Genomic DNA, 20,829 nt, shown 5'->3' with positions numbered 1-20,829 from the left:
AAGCTCGCTTGTTGCCGGATCTATCGAAGTGATGCCCAGCGCATAGCAAACAGCGGAGTTTGCTGCGGATCCTCGGCCTTGGCAAAGAATTCCAAATTCTTCAGCTTTCTGGACAATATCATAAATGGTCAGGAAATATCGCGCGTAATCCAACTTCTCGATAAGAGCGAGTTCTTTGCAGATCGCATCGACTACCTTGGATGGAACACGGCCGTTATAGCGCAAATCCGCGCGTCGCCATGTCAATTCCTCAAGCCAGCCCATGGGATTCCAGCCGGGCGGAATAGGTTCGTCGGGATATTCGTATTTCAATTCCTCAAGTGAAAACTCAACGCGGGCGAGAAGGTGCTGCGTTTCAAAAACAGCCTGCGGGTAATCACGAAAAAGTCGTGCCATCTGATCTGGTGGCTTCAAATGACGCTCTGCATTGGCAAGCAACAGTTTCCCGGCGGTCTCGATCGTCTTGCCTTTGCAAATGCATGTGAGAACGTCCTGCAGATCACGCTGATCGGGCGAATAATAAAGCACGTCATTGACAGCCAAGAGCGGCACGCCGGACACCTGTGCCACCGTATTCAGTTTGGCCAGTCTGCGTCGGTCATATCCATTGTAAAGAATTGTCCCGCCTAGCCATATTCCCCCGGCTCTAGAGAGCCGCGCCAAAACGGGCGGCAAGACTGAAAAATCCTTTTGAGGCATGACAACAAGAAGCAATGATCGACAGTGGGCAGCGAGATCATCGATATAAAGAATGCAGTCGCCTTTCTTCGTTCGCCGATTACCAATCGTCAAAAGTCGGCATAGCGCGCCCCACCCTTCACGATTTTCCGGATAGGCGATGATGTCGGGCGTATCATCTGCAAACACAAATCGGGTCCCGACCGCCAGCGTGAAGCGCTCAGCATGGTCCTTCAGCTTCTTGATATCCACTTCGATATTTTCCAGAATACCGGGAATTTCCCAGACATATTCACCGGGCCCGGACCCTTCACGTGTCTTGTCTAGCGGTATCTCACCGTTGCGTAATTCCTTGAGTGCCGCATAGGCGCGCACGACACCCGCCACCGTGTTGCGGTCGGCGATGCCGATGCCGTTATGACCAAGAAGCAATGAAGCCAACAGCATCTCCTTGGGATGCGACGCGCCGCGCAGGAAGGAAAAGTTGGTGGTTGTCGCAAGTTCGGCATAGGCCGTCATGGAAACAGCCCCTGAATGAACCAGCGCACATCTCCCGGTTCGCGCACATAAAGCCCCTCGCGGTAAAGCCAGTAACGATGGCCCTGCCTGTCCTCGACACGATAATAATCGCGGGTCTTAGGTTCCTTTTCGCACTTCCACCATTCGGGCGAAACGCGCTCCGGTCCTTCGACATTCGTTATCTCATGCAGCCCGCGCCGCCAGCGAAACCGGTAGGGCGGTCCTTCGGGAACTTCGGCGATGGTTTCGACAGGCTGCGGCGGGGTAAAGATGAGGATCGGACGCAGGGGCGGCTCGTCGGGCGGGCTCGCAAGCCATTGCCCGGCGCTTGCACGATCGCCGATCATCGGCGCGCGCTTGGCCGCACGTTCGGGAACATGGCTGTCGACCGGCAGGAAGCGCTCGACCGCGCCCGCACCGAACCGCGCGCTCAACCGGTCGACCAGATCCGCAACAGCTCCCTCTTTCACGGTGTCGCGCTCGAAACGTATCTGCGTCCCATCGAGGCTTTCCGCCGCCAGAACGCAAAGACGGATCATGTCGAAACCGAAACCGGGATCGACCGGGTCGGCCAAAGCGTCGAGACGCGTCATGAAGAGCTTTTTCAAAGCCTCGGGATCGCGCAAGGGTCGGCCGACAAGCGCCTCGATGCGCCGCGTTGCCCCGTCTGCACGAAAGAATGTCGCCTCGAACGCCCGCCCGCCCTGCCCTTCGCGCTCCAGAACCAGACAGAGGCCGCGTGCAAGAAAATCGAAAGCGGCGGCGATGTCCTCCTCCAATCCGATCGGATCGGCAAACCGCTGTTCGGATATGAAGAGCGGCAGCGGCCGACGCGGTTGAAGCGGCGGATCGAACTCGCCGATCACGCCCTGCAAACGCCGGACGAATTCGGCACCGAACCGGGCCGCAAGCGGCTTGATCGGGCGGGCGGCGACATCTTCGACCGTCATCAAACCGGCGCGGCGCAGGGCGACAATCGTCTCTTCCTCCATTTCGAGCGCCGCGACGGGCAACGCCGACACGCGCTCCCTTTCCTTACCGGTGTCGACGATGCCGCCACCGTCGAAACGGGCGATCGCGCGCGCGCAAAGCGACGTACCGGCGATCGCGGTGCGCACTGTCAGGCCCATTTTCCCAAGCCGCCGCTCGATATCCTTGCAAAGCCGCGCCTCGCTGCCGAAAAGATGCACCGAGCCCGCGATTTCGAGGATCAGCGTGTCGGACGTCTCTTCAGCGATGACGGGCGTATAGCGATCGCACCAATCGGCGACATGATGCAAAAGCCTCAGATCGGCGTCCGGCTCATGCTCGTGAACCTCCATGACGGGCACACGCGCCCGCGCATCAGCAAGACCGAGCCCCGGCCGAAGTCCGAGCGCAAGCGCTTTCGGGTCGGCTGCGACGAGGCGCATGGCGTTTGCCTGAAGTGCAGCCACCACCATCGGCCGTTCATCCCGCCTGCCGCCAGCGCGTTTCGCCAGCCGCTTGATCCGTTCGGTCGAAAGGAAGGGAAGCCACAGCGCGAGATAGCGCCTGTTCCTCGAAATGCTGTTCTTCACGGTTCCACTCCATCTTCCAGCTAAGACCGCACGCGCCTGCGCGCTGCCTCAAGAGAGTGACATTGAAAGCAGGGTGCCCGGGTGCGTCCGCTTCAAGCGGCCGCGAGGTAAGAGAGGCCACCTGCCAGCGCGTCGCCGCAGCGCTCGGCTCGACATTTTGGCAAAATCGCAGGAGAAAAACGGGCACCCCGCTTTCCTCCGAGCCGAGTGCAAGACGGCGCGTAGCCGTCAGGTCGAGGGCTTTCGGGTTGCCCCAGATTTCGATGACGACGCAGGCGAGCGCCTCGCACCGAACGCCTTCGATCCCGGCCCGCAAAACCGCTGCCGCATCCTTCAGGCGAACCTGAACCATCGATCCCGGATCGAGCCCCATCTCCAGAAGACCGTGCGGATAAAGCTTGCCTGCCTCGGCATCGCCGATCGTCTGGCGCACCCACAGCATCGGGCGGGACGGTCCGCCTGCCCTTAAGGCAAGCCCCGTGACGAAGCCGATCGCCGCCGCCGCATCTGCACTGCCGCCGCCGATCACTTCATGCAATGCCGCGCGCGACAAGCCGCCGCCGATCACCTCGTCGATGCTTTGCAAACCAAGCGTAAACCGGCTTTCCGGCCCGAGCAGGCCAGCCGGCTCCAAAGCGGAAAGACGTTCGCGCAGCGCGTGGATCTCGCGTTGCCTGTTCATATCATTGTTCCTGTTTTGTTCTATTAAGGACTCAACCTCGGACAGGAGTCAACGCGCCTCGAAAAAACGTGATCTTCCGAACGGGAAACCATTCCACAAAGCAAAACGGCACCCGAAGGTGCCGTCTCGTTTTCTGCATGAAAAAGCCTCAGCCCTTTTTGGTGCGCCAGCTATCGGCGTAGTTCTCGCGCGCTTCGCTGGAATAGGGCGTCGGCGAAACGCGCACACGGATTTCGGCCTGCTTGTGCCGTTCCGTCGATGTCTTGCCCGAGCCGCCATCCGGCTCGCCCCAGATCATCGTCAGAACATCGCCTTCCTGCACATCCGCATCGACGATGCCGAGCGAAAGCATGCAGCGTTCATTGTAGCTGTAGCCGTTGAACATCGACATGCCGACCTGTTTGCCGTCCCGCAAAACCATGTCTGCCGAAGTCGAGGCATAGTTCGGTTGCGGGAAGTCGATCCACTTGTAATGGTCCTCTCCCGGACGGAAAGCCGACGCGATGACCTCCACGACATCCTCCGCGTTCCACTCGAAGGTCACCTTCTTGCGGTTCGTCTGGCCCTTCATCTTCTCAAGCGCCTGCTTTCCGATGAAGTCATCCTTCTTCCAGCCGATATAGAAGTCGTAGCCGAGTTCGAACGGCGTGACGTAATAGTCCTCGATATTGTCGGAGACGAAGCTGCCGCCGATTGCGCCGGTCGCCTCATAGGAGTCCGCACCCAGCCAGTCGCGATAGGCTGCAAGCATGCCGTCACCCGTGTAGATGCCCGGCAGCGGTGACGGAATCCAGCCCGATTCCAGCGTGTTGGTGGAATAGGCGCGCGATCCGCACCGAACCAGATCGACGCCCGCATCCTTCGCCGCCTGAAGAATGGCGGCAAGGATATAGCTCTTGTCTTCGTAGGGACCCCAGATTTCCAGACCCGGCGCGCCCGACATGCCGTGGCGCAACGCCTGCACTTTCTTCGAGCCGACATTGATCTGGTCGACATGGAAGAACTTGATGTCGGGGATCGGCCCGCCATTCATCTTCTCGAAGATCTTCGGCGCTTCCGGTCCCTGAATCTGGTAGCGGTAATGCGTGCGCAGGACGCGCTCGCCTTCGGGCCGCGACGGCGAGCGGGGATCGTGCTTGATGCGCACGTTCCACTTGCCATAGGCCGCGCAGAACATCAGCCAGTTCGAGGTCGGCGCGCGCCCGACGAGGATGAACTTGTCCTCACGCTCGCGGAAAATGATGTGATCGCCGATCACATGGCCGTTCGGCGTGACAGGAACGAAGTGCTTGGCGCGGTTCAGATCGAAATTCGAAAACGAATTGACGCCGTGATAGGCGAGAAACTTCTCCGCCTCGGGACCTTCGACGATCAGCTCGTCCATGTGGTGCGACTGATCGAAAAGCACCGCGCCTTCGCGCCAGGCTCTCTGCTCGTCGCGCCAGTTGGCGAACTCCGGTGCGACGACCGGGTATACATACATGCCGATCCGCGAGTTCCGCAGGAGTTCGACGGTGTTAGGATTTTGCTCGAGAACGCTGCTCAGGCTTGATAGTGCCATTTCAAGGACCTCCCTTTCGAATGGAGGCCATGTATACATAAAGCTTGGCTTTTGGCCAGAGCTTTCAGGCACGGATGAGCGCCATCCCGCGAATCTGCGCCATCAGGTCGGGGTCTTCGGCAACGATGTATTCAAGATTGCGGCGCGCGATCCGCGCATGCTCGCGTGCAATGGCCTCCGCACGCGCGCTTTCGCGTGCCTCGATGGCATCCACGAGCGCCCGATGCTGCTCCTGCGCAAAACGAAGGGACCGGCGAAACTTGCCGATCTCGGTCTTGTCCGGAAGGAAGGCCGATGGTGAGGCGAAAGGCAGTGAGGAGGCACGCTCGACCTCGCGGCGGATGGTGTCGCTGCCGGCAAGCCGCGCCAGATCGTTGTGGAAACGTTCGTTGAGATCGGCATAACGGTCGAAATCGACATCGTCGGCACGTTCGCCGAAACAGCCGTCGATCTCGTCCAGCGTATCCTTGATCTGACACAGCACGGAAGGATCGGCACCACGCTCGGCGGCGAGCCGCGCGGCCGTGCCTTCGAGCACGCCGCGGATTTCGATCGCGTCGATAACGTCGTCATAGCTGAAGGAGCGGACCACGAACCCGCCATTGGGAACGCGCTCCAAAAGCCCTTCCTCGGCCAGCCGCGACATCGCCTCGCGAACCGGCGTACGGGAAATGTCGAGCGCCTCGGCAAGCTGCACCTCAAAGAGACGCGTACCGCCGGGATATTCGCCACCCAGAATCTTCTCACGAAGCTGGATGACGGCGCGGCGACCGTGCGTTGCTCCTTCGCTTTCCTTCATCGCCAGTTCTCCCCTCGCCCCTAAGTTCGCTATTTACCGAACACGACGGTTTTCTGCCCGTTGATCAGCACCCGGTCTTCAAGGTGCAATGCGACGGCACGCGAGAGCACGCGGCGTTCGATGTCGCGCCCCTTTCGCACCAGATCGTCCGGCCGGTCCGCATGAGTAACATGCTCGACGTCCTGACTGATGATCGGCCCTTCGTCGAGATCGTCGGTGACGTAATGCGCGGTCGCGCCGATCATCTTCACACCGCGCTCATGCGCCTGATGGTAGGGCTTGGCGCCCTTGAAGCCGGGCAGGAACGAGTGGTGGATATTGATGCAGCGGCCGGACAGATAGGACGAGAACTCCTCCGAAAGGACCTGCATGTAGCGCGCAAGAACGACGAGTTCCGCGCCCGTCTCCTCGATCAGTTCCTTGATCTGAGCTTCCTGCTGCGCCTTGGTGTCTTTTGTGATCGGCAGATGGTGATAGGCGAGCCCGTTCGTGAGCGTCAGGTTCAGCGCCGCAAGCGGGTGATTTCCGACGATGCCCACGACTTCCATGTCGAGTTCGCCGATGCGCGTGCGGTAGAGGAGATCGCCGAGGCAGTGATCGAATTTCGAGACAAGCAACAGCACCTTGCGCTTGTCGCCCGCGCGCCGAAGCGTCAAATCAAGCCCGAAACGGTCGACGACCGGCGCGATGGCATTGCGAAAGCTTTCTTCAGGCTCTTCCATCGAAAATTCGACGCGCATGAAGAAGTTGCCGGTCTCTGCGTCGTCGAACTGATGAGCCTCGGTGATGTCACCGCCATTGTCGGCGACGCAGGCGGCAACGGATGCAACGATCCCGCTGCGGTTCTTGCAGCGAAGCGTCAGTATGTAATGCGTCATTCGTGTCCCTCTTGAACCCCTGAATCATATGGTCTGCCAAAGATGGTACCGTCGAACAGCTTTCGTGCCGTTCTCAAAACCGCCGCACGGGTGACGTTTCCGTCGCAAATCGTCGCGATGACCGTCATCTCACCGGTGCTCATCTGCGCCCGTCGACCGGCGGCGTTCCATGAGTGTGAAACGTCTCGATCGTTTTCAGGCCCCAGGCCTGCCCCTTCCTGCGCTCGGCTTCCGTCCAGGTCACGGTCGGCCAGTCGGGCCGCAGGATCAGCCGCGCACCCGCATTGGCAAGCTCGACGCGGTTGCCGGCCGGCTCCCAGACATAAAGAAAGAAAGTGCCCTGAATCGCGTGCTTATGCGGCCCGGTCTCGATATGGACGCCGTTTTCCAGAAAGATGTCGGCAGCGCGAAGGATATCCTCGCGCTGGTCGACGGCGTAGGTGACGTGATGAAACCGCCCCTTTGCGCCCGAATGATCTTCCGAATAGGCGATGTCGTAGCTCTTGTTGTTGACCGTGAACCAGCAGCCGCCGAGGCGGCCATTGTCCAGCCGGATCTGTTCGGTCACACGGCTGCCCAACGCCTCGACCATGAAATCGCGAATGGCCGACACGTCGGTCGCAAGAAGGTTGAGATGGTCGAGGCGGCGCGGCGAACAACCCCGGCCGTGATAGCGCTGCGCGATGTTCTTCAGCGCCGGACGCTCGTCCTCCGGCGGCTCGTAGACGCGCGTATCGTAATAGAGTTCGAAGATATGACCGTCGGGATCGGTGAACCGGTAGGCCCGGCCATGCCCCTCGTCGCCATCGACCCAGCCGATACCGCAACCCATCGCCTCGATCACCTTCACGCGCCGTTCAAGCGCCTGCTGTGAGGAAGTGCGGTAGGCGACGTGCCCCACGCCTGTCGTATGGTGGCGGGTTAGCTTCAGCGTGTGAAACTCGTAATCGTCGAAGGCTCGCAGCCAGGCACACCCATCTTCGACGAGACTCGCGGTCAGCCCATAGACCCGCGTGAAGAAATCGAGGCTTTCCTCGAACCTGTCGGTGTAGAGTTCCACATGCCCCAGATGAGCGACATCGAAACACGGTTCCTTCACGATCGGCACCAAGATGGCGTTAGACGACATTGCATTTCGGTCTCCTCCCTAAATTCCTCCGGAACGATGATGCATACATAGCGAGATCACGCCACGATGAACCAATCGGTCATTTTAAGCTAATCCTATCACAACGCTGATGCACAGACCAATCCATGTATACATAAGACGAATTCGATGGAACGTGACGGTTTGGCACAAAGCTGTGGCGACTGAAGCGCAAGCCCTCCCGCATGTGTGGACGATCGGCAACTCCCGGCGAATATCTATAGCGGACAATCGCAACGCTCTTCCTGCGAATCATTTGTTTGGCTAGCGATTGAAGAATAGGGTTTTCGTTGCCGGGGAGCACGAAATTGTCCAGACTTGCTGCAGTCGTTCCCGCCATTTTTCTCGCCGCCACATTCACCGCCCATTCGCAGGAATTCGGTCGAAACTCCGATCGATGGGAAGTCAGATTCGGCGTCGGCGCGTTCGATGCCGGCCCGTTTACGCGGCAGCAACTTCCAGGTGCCGTCATCAACGGGGAGGTTCTTGCGCCCGCCCCCGACTTTCTGGGCGCCATAGGCTCACCCCGCCCATATATCGGCTTCGATGCCGCGATCGCGGACGATCCGATCCATGTCGTCTATGCCGGCCTCAACTGGGAAGCCTATTTCGCCGAAAGGTTCTATGTCGGGTTCAGCGTTGGCGGCTCCCTCAACTCCGACGAGCGCATCGTGCTCGATGACGGGCGGGTCAAGGACCTCGGATCGCCGGTGCTGTTTCATCTGCAAGCCAGCATCGGGTACGACTTCACCGAACAGGTCACCGCCCAGGTCTATTTGAACCACTTCTCGAACGCCGGACTGGCCAGCGCCAATAACGGACTGGAATCGGTGGGTGTCCGCCTGGGCTATCGTTTCTGATCGATCGCACTTGATCGACGACCGTTCCGGCTTCATCTTGACAAGGAATGAGCAGAAAGACGCCTGGAAAGGGAAAACGATGGATATTCGACGCAACGGCACGGTTCCGACAAAACGCGCCTCGTCGGAATATTTCACCGGCTCAGTCTGGCAGGAACCGATCATCGAGGCGGAAGCGCCAGCCCGCGTGCGTTCGGTCATCGTTCGCTTCGATCCGGGCGCACGAACCAACTGGCATACCCATCCGCTCGGGCAGACGCTGCACGTCGTTTCCGGGTCGGGCCTGATCCAGAAGGAGGGAGAAGAAATTCAGCCGATCAATCCGGGCGACTCGATCTGGATCGCAGCGGGCGAGAAGCACTGGCACGGTGCCGGTCCGGATACGGCCATGACACATATCGCCATCCATGAGGCGCTGGACGACAGCAATGTCGAATGGCTGGAACCCGTCACGGACGATCAATATGCAGGGCGCGGCTAACCCGCGCCAAGAAAGACCGTCATTAAAGTGAGATATAAATAGCCCAAGCTAAATGCTTGAAAATGGTGGGTGATGTAGGGATCGAACCTACGACCCGCTGATTAAGAGTCAGCTGCTCTACCAACTGAGCTAATCACCCGGCCACCGAGACGCCGAGGCGTTTCGAAGAAGCCGCGTCTATAGCCACTCATCTTTTCGCTGTCCAGCACCCCGGCAAAAGTTTTTCGCATCAGTAGGCTACCCTTTTGGCACCCGTCGCATGAATACAAACGGCCTCGCAAACAACGTGCCGACCTCTATCCCCGGCATACATGGCCAAATTTTAATTTGTAATCGTGCCGCTTAGAGGCGATCTGTCATCGTATAGGGACATATCGAGCGCCAGGCTTCGTCACATGGATCAGATTGCCGGCCGTCCGCAAGGCTCGTCTTCCGACGCCAACACACCGCCGATCGCCGATGCGCTCGGCCTGAACAAAAGCACGCGCAAACGCCGCCGCTGGCCGCTCGCCATCGCGCTTCTGGTCGGCTTTGCGGCTGCGGGGTCCTACGTCTATTTCTCGCAACCATCGACACCACAAATCACCTATCGCACGGCCCCGGTCGAGCGCGGTCCCTTGACGGTGCAGGTATCGGCAACCGGCACGCTTGCACCGCTGACACAGGTCGACGTCTCCACCGAGCTTTCCGGCGTGGTCCGCTCTGTCGCGGTCGATGAAAACCAGCGTGTCGCCGCCGGTGACGTGCTTGCCGTCCTCGACACGAACCGCATCGAAGCGCAGATCGAACGCGCCGAAGCGAATGTCGCGGCAACGGCCGCACGCGTGCTCGATGCGCAGGTAACGCTCAACGAAACACGGCAGGCGCTGACGCGCGCAGAGCAATTGTCGAGCCGTGGCATGGTCGCCGACCAGACGCTGGACACGGCCAAGGCTGCCTTCGAACGCGCAGACAGTGCAGTCGCCATCGCACAGGCAAATCAGGCGGTCGCCGAGGCGGACGTCAAACTGCAACAGGCAGACCTTGCCAACAGCACCATCTATGCGCCGATCGACGGCATCGTCCTGACGCGCGCGGTGAATCCCGGCCAGACCGTCTCCGCCTCGACGCAGGCGCCCGTTCTCTTCGTCATCGCGGAAAATCTCGAGCGGATGGAGCTGAAAGCTGCGATCGACGAGGCAGATATTGGACAGATCGCCGAAGGCCAGCAGGCACGCTTCACGGTCGACGCGTTCCCCTCGCGCCGGTTCGACGCGGCCATCAGCGACATCGCATATGCCTCGGTCGTCACCGAAGGCGTCGTCACCTACGAGGCACGCCTCGCGGTAGACAATGACGAATTGCTTCTGCGGCCTGGAATGACGGCGACCGTCGACATCGTGACGCGCGAGGACACCGACGTGCTGCTCGTGCCGGCATCCGCCTTCAGGTTCAGCCCGGCGGTCGAGCGCCCCACATCGTCCGGCTTCGGGTTGCAGGCTCTTTTTTCGCCGCCGCGCATGGGTATGGGTCGAGGTCCGCGTGGCGGAACGGGACTGGATGGCCCGCGCGGACAAGCGGACCCGTCGCAACGCACGCTCTACGTGCTGGAAAATGGAGCGCCGCAGCCTGTTCGTGTTCGCACAGGTGCAACGGCCGGCGATCAGGTGGAAATAGTCGACGGACTGGATGCAGGCGCGCAGGTCGTTCTGGGCACCGGGACGGCGACGCCATGAACATGCATTTGGACCCGCCTCTGCTCTCCTTCGCCAAGGTCTGGAAAAGCTACGGCAGCGGCGAGGCACGCGTCGATGCACTCGCCGGCGTCGATCTTTCCATCAGGCGCGGTGAATTCGTCGCGATTATGGGGCCGTCCGGTTCGGGCAAATCGACTGCGATGAACATCATCGGATGCCTCGATACGCCGAGCGCCGGCCGCTACGATTTTCTCGGTGTCGACGCCGGTACGCTCGATCGGGGCCGGCGCGCCGTCCTGCGCAATCTTTATATCGGCTTCGTGTTTCAGGGCTACAATCTCCTCGCCCGCACGACGGCGGCCGAAAATGTTGAGCTACCGCTGATCTATCGTGGCGTCGCTCCGCGCGAACGACGCGCGCTGGCAATGGACGCATTGGCAAAAGTCGGCTTGCAGGGCCGTGAAAACCACACGCCCGGTGAGCTTTCGGGCGGCCAGCAGCAGCGCGTAGCGATTGCCCGCGCCATCGTGGCAAGCCCGATGCTTCTCGTCGCCGACGAGCCGACCGGCAATCTCGACACTGCCCGAAGCCACGAAATCATGGACCTTCTGACCGGTCTCAATCGCGATCAGGGCCTGACCATTGTGATGGTCACGCACGAGGCCGATATAGCGGCCTTCGCCGATCGCACTGTGGGGTTCCTCGACGGGAACATCGCCTATGACCGCGTCAACACGGAGCCGGCCCATGTTGCTTGAGACGGTCCGGCTCGCGCTTCGCTCCGTGCGCCGTAACGCGCTGCGCTCTTTCCTGACCTTGCTCGGCATCGTCATCGGTGTCGCCGCCGTCATCGCCATGGTCACGGTCGGGTCGGGAACGACCGAGAAGGTGAAGCAGGACATCTCCAATCTCGGGAGCAACCTCCTGATGGTCTCGTCCGCGCGACCCTCGCGCGGTGGCACGACGAATTTCACGCCCCGTCGCCTCGACGCGACCGATCTTCACGCGCTTTCCACCGGGCTTTCCGGTGTAGACGCCGTTTCCGGTGCCTCTCAGCGACAGGTGCGCATCGTCTACGGCGCCGACAATCTGAACGCGGAAGTCACCGGCACCGATACCGAATATCTGACCGCGCGGAACTGGAACGTCTCGTTCGGCCGCGCCTTCACCGATCAGGAGGCAAATTCAGGCGGCAATGTCTGCCTCATCGGACAGACCGTTCGCACGACGCTTTTCGGCGGCGGCGATCCGCTCGACCAGCCCATCCGTGTCGGCCAGATGAGTTGCCGGGTAATCGGCATTCTGGAGGCTAAGGGTACGACCGGGTTCGGACAGGATCAGGACGCGACGGTGCTCATGCCGCTTCCCACGTTCCAGCGCCGCATAGCCGGCAACCGCGACATCGGCACGATCTTCGTCGCCGCGCAGGACGGCGTTTCGACTACCGCCGTCGTTTCCGACATTGAGGATTTGCTACGTCACAATCGCCGCATCGCGCCAGGCCAGGAAGATAATTTCCAAGTGCGCGACATGACGCAGATCGCCGACGCGGTGACGAGCACCACGACGGTGATGACCGGAATGCTCGGCGCACTCGCCAGCGTCAGCCTACTCGTCGGCGGCATTGGCATCATGAACATCATGCTCGTCTCGGTAACGGAGCGCACCCGCGAGATCGGCATCCGACTCGCCATCGGCGCTCACGAGCGTCACATCCTCCTGCAATTCCTTGTCGAGGCGACGATCCTGTCCGTTCTTGGCGGCATCATCGGCGTGATCATCGGCCTTGCACTAGCCGCGCTCGCCGCCGCCGGACTTGGCATTCCCTTCGTGCCGAGCCTTGCCGTCATCGCGCTCGCCGTCGGATTTTCGGGACTGATCGGCATGGTCTTCGGCTTCTTCCCGGCGCTGCGCGGTGCGCGCCTCGACCCGATCGTCGCGCTCAGGCACGAATAGGCTCAAGCCTCGTACAAGATCGCCCCGCTAGTCTGGCAGCCGATCTTACCGGGAGCCTGACGTGACGCGACTTCTGTCATTGACCATCGCCATATCCATGATGGCAGGAACGGCCTTTGCAGCCGACATGCTGCAGCCGCGAGGCGCGCCGGTATTCGTCGCGCCGCCGCCGGTTGCGGTCGTTCCGCAAGCCATCATCGTCGAGGAACTGGGCAGTCCGCCCCTGCCCTATAAAGGGTTCGAATATCCGCTCGACGATGCAAGCTGGTTCTATCCGCCACACCCGGCAGCGACCCAACCGGTCGCGCCGTATGTCTATGGCGGACGCCGCGTCGTTTCGGGGCCGGTTGCAATGCCGACCTTCCCATTCGCCCACGTCCAGTGGTGCCAGACGCGTTACGCCTCTTACCGCGCGTCCGACAACTCGTTCCTTCCGCCACGCGGCCAGCGCCGGGTCTGCGTTTCCCCTTACCAATGAAAAAGGCCGCCCGAGGGCGGCCTTTTAAAACCATGTGACAAGAAGGCTTAATTTTTCGCCTTGTCGACCAGCTTGTTCTTGGCGATCACCGCGGCCCGCAGGCACAGCCGAGGACGCGCAGCCAAAAAACGTGGATCGTGATTAGTTCTTCGCCTTGTCCACCAGCTTGTTCTTGGCGATCCACGGCATCATGCCGCGCAGCTTCTCGCCGACTTCCTCGATCTGATGCGCATCGTTGCGGCGGCGGATGCCCTTGAAGCGGGCCATGCCGGAACGGTATTCCTGCATCCATTCCGAGGTGAACCTGCCCGTCTGAATATCGTCCAGAACGCGCTTCATCTCCTTCTTGGTCTCGGCGGTGATGATGCGCGGACCCGAAACGTATTCGCCCCATTCAGCGGTGTTCGAGATCGAGTAGTTCATGTTGGCGATGCCGCCCTCATAGATGAGGTCGACGATGAGCTTCACTTCGTGCAGGCACTCGAAATAGGCCATTTCCGGCGCATAACCGGCTTCCACCAGCGTCTCGAAACCAGCGCGGATGAGTTCGACGATGCCACCGCACAGGACGACCTGCTCACCGAAAAGGTCTGTCTCGCACTCTTCCTTGAAGTTCGTCTCGATGATGCCCGAACGGCCGCCGCCAACGCCGCAGGCATAGGAAAGGCCGAGATCGAGCGCGTTGCCCGATGCGTCCTGATGAACGGCAACGAGGCACGGAACGCCACCGCCCTTCTGGTATTCACCGCGAACGGTGTGGCCGGGGCCTTTCGGCGCAACCATCAGGACGTCGACGGTCGATTTCGGCTCGATCAGACCGAAATGCACGTTGAGGCCGTGCGCGAATGCAATGGCCGCGCCGTCGCGGATGTTCGGCGCGATCTCGTCCTTGTAGATGTCCGCCTGAAGCTCGTCCGGCGTCGCCATCATCATCAGGTCTGCCCACTTGGCGGCCTCGGCGACGGTCATGACCTTAAGGCCATCCGCTTCCACCTTCTTGGCGGTCGCCGAACCAGCCTTGAGGCCTATGGCGATATCCTTGGCGCCCGAATCTTTCAGGTTGAGCGCGTGTGCCCGTCCCTGAGAGCCATAGCCGATAATGGCGACCTTCTTGCCCTTGATGAGATTGAGATCGGCGTCGCGATCGTAGTAAACGCGCATGGTGCTTCCTTCCCTTGTTTGGTTAGTGTTTTGCCGTTGCTGACGGCGCATCCGATGCCCCGTAAAGGGCGAAGAACTGCTGCGTTGCGCGCGCGGCATCCCGCACGATCTCCGCTTCAGTCGTTTCCAGCCGGTCGCCGAGAAGCAACCGGATCTGAATGTCGCGGCCGACAAGGCCGAAAAATGTGCGAAACGCCGTCTCGGTGTCGTCGAACGACAAAAGCCCGTTCGCCCTTCCTGCTTCCAGCAGCGGCTTCAGGCGCTCGCCGATAGCGAAGCGGCCATTGTCCAGAACGATCCGGCCAAGATTGCTCTTGCCCGAACCGGCATGACTTACACCGACCCGGTTGAGCGCAATCGACGTACGGCTGGTGATGACGGAGAGCCAGTTGATCGCGAACGCTTCGAGGCTTTCGCGCAATTGAGAGGCGTCGAGATGTTGGGCGTCGAAATTGCCGGCGCGCACGCGCGACGCCTGCCAGCGCACGGTCGCTGCTAGCAATCCGTCACGGTCGCCAAACCATTTGTAGAGCGTTTCCTTCGAGCAATTCGCCTTGCGCGCGACGGCGGCCGTGGTCAGCCCATCGCCGCCGGAAACCAGAAGATCGAGAACGGCGTCCAGAACGTCTTTCTGGCGCTCCGTCCAATCCTGTTCGCTTCCGGTCAGGCTCATAATCGATACAATTCCCAATAAGTACCGTACGGTACGGTTCGGCAAATATCAGGAAACCTGCGTCGATGGCAAGCACGAAATCGATGTCGGGTGGCACTATCCTGTCGCCATCAGACTGCAGGTTCTTTGGAGCGTATTGTCGGTTGCGAGAACGACGCCCATTCATGTTCGGCCAACCCGATGGGACCGAATGGATCGATCGTCGTTCCAGCCACCATCGATGCCAGAAATCGCGGGACCGGCGAGACCTTGGCGAGACTTGCAACGAGCCGGTCCCTGAAGAAAGGCAGGACGATGGAATCCGACTGGTAAAATGGCGTCAGCAGATATGACAACGCCTGGAAAACGCGCACATGGTTCCGGCGCATGCGCGCATAATCTGCAAGGCCAGCAGCGACATCGTTCTCGCTGCCGAACGCTGCCCCCAAAGCGGCTGCGTCCAGCAATGCCATGTTCGCCCCCTGCCCCAGTTGCGGGCTCGTCGAATGCGCCGCATCGCCAATGACGGCGAAGCGAGGTCCAGTCGGGATTGCGAGCGTGTGGTGCCCGTAGCGCGCAAGCGCCAATTGATCGAAATGGTTGATCTGGTCGAGAAAGACGTACGTTTCCGGCCATATCGACGCGACAGTCGCTTTCCACGATTCAAGCCCCCGTGCGCGAACCGCGTCGGCGTTCTCCACCTTCACGCTCCAGAAAAACGCCGCTTGCCGCGCTCCCTGCGGCGAACTGCGTCCGATCGGCATGACGCCGATCATCGTGCTCGCCTTGTCGTATCGCTGCGTCAGCGCATGAGGATCGAAATCGTCATGCCAATCGAGCGAGGCCCAGAACGCGCCATAGGTCAAAGGCCGCGCTTCGCTCGGTTTTCCGACAAACGATTTCAGCCGTGAGCGCGCACCCGTCGCGTCCACAACCAGATCGAATTGTCCGATTGCCCGGTCGTCCGATCCTATGAGGCTCGCTCCGTCAGCACGACGCTCAATGGCCCCAACATCGGTTCCAGTGACGACTTCGATTCGCTCGGACGTCACCGCGCGATGCAAAACGGAAAACAGCGCCGCCCGGTGCACCGCTAGGCCGAACCGCATTCCCGGCGCAGCGTCGTAGCGAACGTCGAGAACGGTTCGCCCGCTTTTGGCGTCGCTGCCATGGAGCCTGTCGATCCTTGCGCCGAGCGCGAGAATGTCCGGCAAAAGACCCAGGGTTTCGAGGACGGTCAGGCCGGTCGGCTGCAATATCAGCCCTGAACCGACGGGCTTTGGCGTCTCGAAACGTTCGAAGCACCTAACGCGATGCCCGGCCCGATGAAGAAAAAGCGCGGCCGCAAGTCCTGCCGGCCCCGCACCGACCACCGCAATGTCAAGAAATCTGGAAGCCAATCAAATCACCAGTTGAGTGCCGATTTCGACCACCCGTCCGCTTGGAATCTGGAAATAAGCGGTGGCGTCGGAGGCGTTGCGCGCAAGCGCGATGTAAAGCCGATCCTGCCAGTTGGGCATCGCCGACTGGGTGGACGCCTTCAGCGTGCGGCGCGACAGGAAAAACGATGTCGTCATGATATCGAATTTCCAACCTTCGATCTGACAATGCGCCAGTCCCTTGGGCACATTCGGACGCTCCGCATAGCCGAAATGAAGAATGACGCGCGTGAACAATTCGTTGATCGGCTCGACCTTGATCCGCTCGTCTCTTTTGACACGAGGGGTCTCTACTGCCGCGACGGTCAGGATGATGTTGCGTTCGTGAAGCACCTTATAGTGCTTGAGGCTGTGCATCAGCGCGGTCGGCGCGCTCTCGGTGTCGCTGGTCAGGAACACCGCTGTGCCCGGCACGATGGTTGGTCGCTTCTTGGCAAGATTTCCCGTCAGGATTTCCAGCGGAACCTCGCTCTTTCGCGTCTTGCGGAACAGAAGCGCGCTGCCGCGCCTCCACGTTATCATGATGACCATCGCGGCAATGGCGACGCCCACCGACACCCAGCCTCCATCGAGAAATTTGAGCGAATTGGCGGCCAGAAAAACGAGGTCGAGAAGAAGGAATGGCACCACCAGCGCCAGCACGGCGAAGAGTGGCCATTTCCACGATTTGTGCATGACGACGATCAGCAACAGTGCCGTGACGACCATCTCGCCCGTAACGGAAATACCGTAGGCGCCGGCCAGCGCACTCGACGAGCCGAATTCCAGAACGAGGATCGTCACGCCGATCAGCAAAAGCGCGTTGACCTGCGGCATGAAAATCTGGCCCGATTGCGTATCGGACGTGTGAAAGACGGCCAGACGCGGCAGGATGCCAAGCTGGATCGCCTGACTGGCCAGCGAGAACGTGCCCGTGATGACAGCCTGGCTGGCGATGATCGTCGCCACCGTCGCCAGTATGACAAGCGGCAGGACGCCCCATTCGGGCACCATCTGGAACAGCGGCTGTTCGGCAATATCATCGTGAGCGAGGATGAAGGCTCCCTGCCCGAAATAGTTCAGCAAAAGCGCCGGAAAAACCAGTCCGAACCATGCCAGAACGATGGGTTTGCGCCCGAAATGTCCAAGATCGGCATAGATCGCTTCCGCGCCCGTAACGGCCAGAAAAGCCGCGCCGATCACAGCGAACGCGACGGTCGAATGCGCGAACAGGAAACCCACCGCATAGGCAGGGTTCAGTGCGGCCAGAACCTGCGGTGCGGAAAGGATGTGCCAAAGGCCGAGTGCGCCGAGAACGATGAACCACAGCGCCGTAATCGGCCCGAAAACGCTCGCCACCGATGCGGTGCCGCGTTTTTGGACGATGAAAAGTCCCACCAGAATGACGAGCGTGATGGGAATGACGTAAGGCGCGAAGGTGGGCGTCGCGACTTCGAGCCCCTCGACCGCAGAGAGAACCGAAATCGCTGGCGTGATCAGCGCATCGCCCAGGAAAAGGCCGGCTCCCGCCATACCGAGCAGCATCACGACCGGCGAAAACCGGCCGGCGTTCTGCCGGGCCAGCGCCATCAGCGAAAGCGTGCCGCCCTCACCGTTATTGTCGGCGCGAAGCACGATCAGCACGTATTTGATCGCGACGATGAGCGTTAGCGACCAGACGATGATCGACAGGACACCGAGCACTTCAATATCGGTCGACTGCTCCGGATTGGCCGTGGCGCGCATCGCCTCGCGCATGGCATAGATCGGGCTGGTCCCGATATCGCCATAGACGACGCCGATGGCAGCGAGCGCCAGAGCGCCGGTGCCCTGCGTTTTAGCCGATGGTGGCTGGGACGTTGCTTCGACGGACGCCTGCATCTTTAGCCCTTGAGGGACGAGCGGAAATCCTGCCTATCCTTCGCAGGAATGCAAGAACCGTCTCACCGTTTCGGCCATTCCGTATTCGAGAGCGTCGGCCGTCAACCCATGCCCGATCGAGACCTCGGCGAGACGCGGAATGTGTTTCACAAGCGGTTTCAAATTGGCGACGGTCAGATCGTGCCCGGCATTGACGCCAAGTCCGAGCGCGAATGCGGCCTCCGCCGTTTTCGCTAGTCTTTCCAGTTCCTTGCCTGCACCGGCGGAATCGGAATGGAAAGAACCGTAAGGCCCGGTGTAAAGCTCGATCCGGTCGGCGCCCGTTGCGCGCGCGGCGTCAAGTCCGCCCGGATCGGCATCGGCAAACAGCGAAACGCGCATACCGGCTCGCTTTAGCCGCGCCACGATCGGATGCAAAAACTCACCGTCCTTGGCGAAATCCCAGCCATGGTCGGAGGTCGGCTGCGCTGGATTGTCAGGCACGAGCGTCACCTGCTCGGGCGCATTCGCTTCCACCAGATCGAGAAAATCGGGCGTCGGGTACCCTTCGATATTGAACTCGGCCTTTGGGAATTCGTCATCGATCAGCGCGCGCAATTCGGGAAGGTCGGTAAGCCGCGTGTGCCGCTGATCGGGGCGCGGATGAACGGTCAGCCCGTGAGCGCCGGCCTGAAGCGCGATGCGCCCGATATGCGTCACGCTCGGCCAGGGCAGGTCCCGCCGGTTCCGCAGCATCGCGACAGCGTTCAAATTGACCGAAAGTTGTGTCGCCACGCTTCTGCCTTCCTTCGAGTTCTGCTCTCTTCTAATGCTTCATTAGCGGAACGAACAGGCTGTTAAAGGTGTTCACCGGATGAGATTTTTGGTCCAGCAACCGGAGTTCTGATGCATTCTCTCGACCGCGTGCCCGCCATTCGCCGTATCGAAACCGACCGCACCGACGTCTTTGCCATTGAGATCATCGGCTACGTTACGGGCGCGGATGTAGAAAACCTCTACGGTCTTATGGAAGGCGCCTACGCCCTTCACGACAAGCTCGACGTGCTTGTGCGCCTGAAAAACTATGAAGGCGTCGAATGGGAAAACGTTTCAGGCGACACGACCGATAAAGGTCGGCTCCACGCGCTTCAGCATGTGCGTCGCTGCGCGGCGGTCGGCGAGCCTGACTGGACTGGCCGCGTCGCCGGCTTCTTCGAACCTGAACTGCCCGTCGAACTCAGGCATTTCGATATGGACGACGAGGCCGAGGCCTGGAACTGGATCGGCGCGCGCGAAATCCCGGAGAAAATCTGACTGTCAGGCTCCGAGCCTCACCGCACGATGGTCAGGTTTTCTGCGGCGCGTGTAATGGCCGTATACAGCCAGCGCTGGCGTGTATCCTTGAACGCGTAGCTTTCGTCGAACAGCACGACCTTGTTCCACTGCGAGCCCTGCGCCTTGTGAACGGTCAGCGCGTAGCCATAGTCAAAATCGTCGAAACGCTTTTTCTGCTGCCAGGGGATATCCGCATCCGGATCGTCGAATGCGGCTTTCAAAAGCTTGATCTTCGCGATGCCGCGATCTGGATCGTCCTCTTCCGGCGAAACGAGAAGGTTGATGCCCGGCTTCACCGTCTCGCGCGATGAGGTCATGACCTTCCAGAGCGAACCGTTGAGAAGCCCCTTGGCGGGATCGTTCCTGAGACAAACCAGCTTGTCGCCGGCCTGCGGATATGCCGCCTCGAAGCCTTTCAACTGCCGCAGGCGCTGGTTGTAGCGGCGGCGTGTGCGGTTCGTGCCGACCAGCACCTGATCGGCGTCGAGCACCAGATCCTGATCCACAGCGTCGCGGCCGATGACCTGCGCCTTGCCGTAGTCGCCATTGACGAATTCACGGCCCTCGCGAACGTCCATCGCCAGCCGGATAATCGGATTGTCCTGTGCCTGCCGGTGGATCTCGGTCAAAAGATAGTCCGGCTCATGTTCGGTGAAGAAGCCACCGCCCGAGATCGGCGGCAACTGCGCCGGATCGCCAAGAACGAGGATCGGCGTGCCGAACGTCATCAGGTCGCGTCCCAGCGCCTCATCGACCATGGAGCACTCGTCGATGACGACGAGCTTCGCCTTGGCGATCGGGCTTTGCCGATTGAGCGAAAACGTCGGATTGATCGATGTCTTGCCGGTTGTCTCGTCCGCCACGGCTTCCTCGCCGCGCGGCCGGTAGATCAGCGAATGGATCGTACGGGCGTTTGTCGCGCCCTTGGACCGCAGGACTTGCGCCGCCTTGCCCGTAAAAGCTGCAAACTGAACCTGACCGTCGACGTGGTCGGCAAAGTGCCGCGCCAGCGTCGTCTTGCCCGTGCCCGCATAGCCGAACAGACGGAATATCTGCGGCCGGCCGCTTTTCAACCATTTGGCGACGGCCTTGAGGGCTTCATCCTGCTGGGGAGAAAATTTCATAACGT

General features: G+C 60.6%; 20 protein-coding genes and 1 tRNA gene (1 of these 21 running past the window's edge). 7 read left to right on the top strand and 14 right to left on the bottom strand.

Going from position 1 to position 20,829, the window contains the following annotated elements; all coding sequences use genetic code 11:
* From ACX82Z_RS03930 to ACX82Z_RS03900, 7 genes are all read right to left on the bottom strand, one after another.
* Positions 1 to 1,197 carry the 5' portion of an error-prone DNA polymerase gene (locus tag ACX82Z_RS03930; RefSeq protein WP_459586843.1) on the bottom strand. 2,154 nt of this gene lie to the left of the window's left edge, so only the first 1,197 of its 3,351 coding nucleotides appear in the window; its start codon is at positions 1,195 to 1,197; its stop codon lies beyond the left edge, outside the window.
* Positions 1,194 to 2,756 (bottom strand): Y-family DNA polymerase, encoded by a 1,563-nt coding sequence (locus ACX82Z_RS03925; protein ID WP_459586842.1) that lies wholly within the window; start codon positions 2,754 to 2,756, stop codon positions 1,194 to 1,196. Before ACX82Z_RS03925 ends, ACX82Z_RS03930 begins: the two co-directional genes overlap by 4 nt.
* A complete protein-coding gene (locus ACX82Z_RS03920; RefSeq protein ID WP_459586841.1) occupies positions 2,647 to 3,438 on the bottom strand; it encodes an ImuA family protein in 792 nt (263 codons plus the stop codon). Before ACX82Z_RS03920 ends, ACX82Z_RS03925 begins: the two co-directional genes overlap by 110 nt.
* Positions 3,439 to 3,586: 148 nt before the next feature.
* Entirely contained in the window at positions 3,587 to 4,999 is a 1,413-nt protein-coding gene (gene ligM / locus ACX82Z_RS03915; RefSeq protein ID WP_459586840.1) for a vanillate/3-O-methylgallate O-demethylase, read from the bottom strand.
* A 64-nt stretch (positions 5,000 to 5,063) separates the two neighbouring features.
* Complete coding sequence (locus tag ACX82Z_RS03910) at positions 5,064 to 5,798, bottom strand: GntR family transcriptional regulator (RefSeq protein WP_459586839.1); 735 nt, start codon at positions 5,796 to 5,798, stop codon at positions 5,064 to 5,066.
* A gap of 29 nt (positions 5,799 to 5,827) precedes the next feature.
* Entirely contained in the window at positions 5,828 to 6,676 is an 849-nt protein-coding gene (gene purU / locus ACX82Z_RS03905) for a formyltetrahydrofolate deformylase (RefSeq protein ID WP_459586838.1), read from the bottom strand.
* Positions 6,677 to 6,815: 139 nt separating this feature from the next.
* Positions 6,816 to 7,805, bottom strand: a complete 990-nt coding sequence (locus tag ACX82Z_RS03900; protein ID WP_459586837.1) for a VOC family protein — start codon at positions 7,803 to 7,805, stop codon at positions 6,816 to 6,818.
* 326 nt (positions 7,806 to 8,131) lie between these two features.
* Here ACX82Z_RS03900 and ACX82Z_RS03895 point away from each other — a divergent pair, with 326 nt between their 5' ends.
* Together ACX82Z_RS03895 and ACX82Z_RS03890 are read left to right on the top strand one after the other, a co-directional pair.
* Positions 8,132 to 8,683, top strand: a complete 552-nt coding sequence (locus ACX82Z_RS03895; RefSeq protein WP_459586836.1) for an acyloxyacyl hydrolase — start codon at positions 8,132 to 8,134, stop codon at positions 8,681 to 8,683.
* A 79-nt stretch (positions 8,684 to 8,762) separates the two neighbouring features.
* A complete protein-coding gene (locus ACX82Z_RS03890) occupies positions 8,763 to 9,164 on the top strand; it encodes a (R)-mandelonitrile lyase (protein WP_459586835.1) in 402 nt (133 codons plus the stop codon).
* A 63-nt stretch (positions 9,165 to 9,227) separates the two neighbouring features.
* Here ACX82Z_RS03890 and ACX82Z_RS03885 read toward each other — a convergent pair.
* A tRNA-Lys gene (locus tag ACX82Z_RS03885) sits at positions 9,228 to 9,303 on the bottom strand.
* Positions 9,304 to 9,559: 256 nt separating this feature from the next.
* Here ACX82Z_RS03885 and ACX82Z_RS03880 point away from each other — a divergent pair.
* The 4 genes from ACX82Z_RS03880 (at position 9,560) to ACX82Z_RS03865 (ending at position 13,274) form a co-directional block, all read left to right on the top strand.
* The gene (locus ACX82Z_RS03880; RefSeq protein WP_459586834.1) at positions 9,560 to 10,879 is read left to right on the top strand and encodes an efflux RND transporter periplasmic adaptor subunit; all 1,320 of its coding nucleotides are present in this window, start codon (positions 9,560 to 9,562) and stop codon (positions 10,877 to 10,879) included.
* A 2-nt stretch (positions 10,880 to 10,881) separates the two neighbouring features.
* A complete protein-coding gene (locus ACX82Z_RS03875; protein ID WP_459911612.1) occupies positions 10,882 to 11,598 on the top strand; it encodes an ABC transporter ATP-binding protein in 717 nt (238 codons plus the stop codon).
* Positions 11,588 to 12,796 carry an ABC transporter permease gene (locus ACX82Z_RS03870; protein ID WP_459586833.1) on the top strand — a complete coding sequence of 403 codons (1,209 nt, stop codon included), beginning with the start codon at positions 11,588 to 11,590 and terminating at the stop codon, positions 12,794 to 12,796. Before ACX82Z_RS03875 ends, ACX82Z_RS03870 begins: the two co-directional genes overlap by 11 nt.
* Before the next feature lie 61 nt (positions 12,797 to 12,857).
* On the top strand, positions 12,858 to 13,274 hold the full coding sequence (locus ACX82Z_RS03865; RefSeq protein ID WP_459586832.1) for a BA14K family protein: 417 nt from the start codon (positions 12,858 to 12,860) through the stop codon (positions 13,272 to 13,274).
* 141 nt (positions 13,275 to 13,415) lie between these two features.
* On the opposite strand, the gene ilvC is transcribed toward ACX82Z_RS03865, so the two are convergent.
* The 5 genes from ilvC to ACX82Z_RS03840 form a co-directional block, all read right to left on the bottom strand.
* A complete protein-coding gene (gene ilvC / locus ACX82Z_RS03860) occupies positions 13,416 to 14,435 on the bottom strand; it encodes a ketol-acid reductoisomerase (protein ID WP_459586831.1) in 1,020 nt (339 codons plus the stop codon).
* A gap of 22 nt (positions 14,436 to 14,457) precedes the next feature.
* Positions 14,458 to 15,108 carry a TetR/AcrR family transcriptional regulator C-terminal domain-containing protein gene (locus tag ACX82Z_RS03855; protein ID WP_459586830.1) on the bottom strand — a complete coding sequence of 217 codons (651 nt, stop codon included), beginning with the start codon at positions 15,106 to 15,108 and terminating at the stop codon, positions 14,458 to 14,460.
* 110 nt (positions 15,109 to 15,218) lie between these two features.
* Entirely contained in the window at positions 15,219 to 16,487 is a 1,269-nt protein-coding gene (locus tag ACX82Z_RS03850; RefSeq protein WP_459586829.1) for an FAD-dependent oxidoreductase, read from the bottom strand.
* Entirely contained in the window at positions 16,488 to 18,386 is a 1,899-nt protein-coding gene (locus ACX82Z_RS03845) for a potassium transporter Kup (RefSeq protein ID WP_459586828.1), read from the bottom strand.
* A 33-nt stretch (positions 18,387 to 18,419) separates the two neighbouring features.
* Entirely contained in the window at positions 18,420 to 19,160 is a 741-nt protein-coding gene (locus tag ACX82Z_RS03840; RefSeq protein ID WP_459586827.1) for a pyridoxine 5'-phosphate synthase, read from the bottom strand.
* A 111-nt stretch (positions 19,161 to 19,271) separates the two neighbouring features.
* Here ACX82Z_RS03840 and ACX82Z_RS03835 point away from each other — a divergent pair, with 111 nt between their 5' ends.
* Entirely contained in the window at positions 19,272 to 19,679 is a 408-nt protein-coding gene (locus ACX82Z_RS03835) for a SpoIIAA family protein (RefSeq protein WP_459586826.1), read from the top strand.
* A gap of 17 nt (positions 19,680 to 19,696) precedes the next feature.
* Here the strand turns inward: ACX82Z_RS03835 and ACX82Z_RS03830 are convergent, their stop codons facing one another.
* Positions 19,697 to 20,824, bottom strand: coding sequence for an ATP-dependent DNA helicase (locus tag ACX82Z_RS03830; protein ID WP_459586825.1), 1,128 nt, complete (start codon positions 20,822 to 20,824; stop codon positions 19,697 to 19,699).
* Between the last annotated feature and the right edge of the window lie 5 nt (positions 20,825 to 20,829).

It is taken from the genome of Aliihoeflea sp. PC F10.4, from assembly GCF_054612275.1.
The sequence above is the reverse complement of the archived record's forward strand: the minus strand, read 5'-3'. Positions and strand labels throughout refer to the sequence as shown.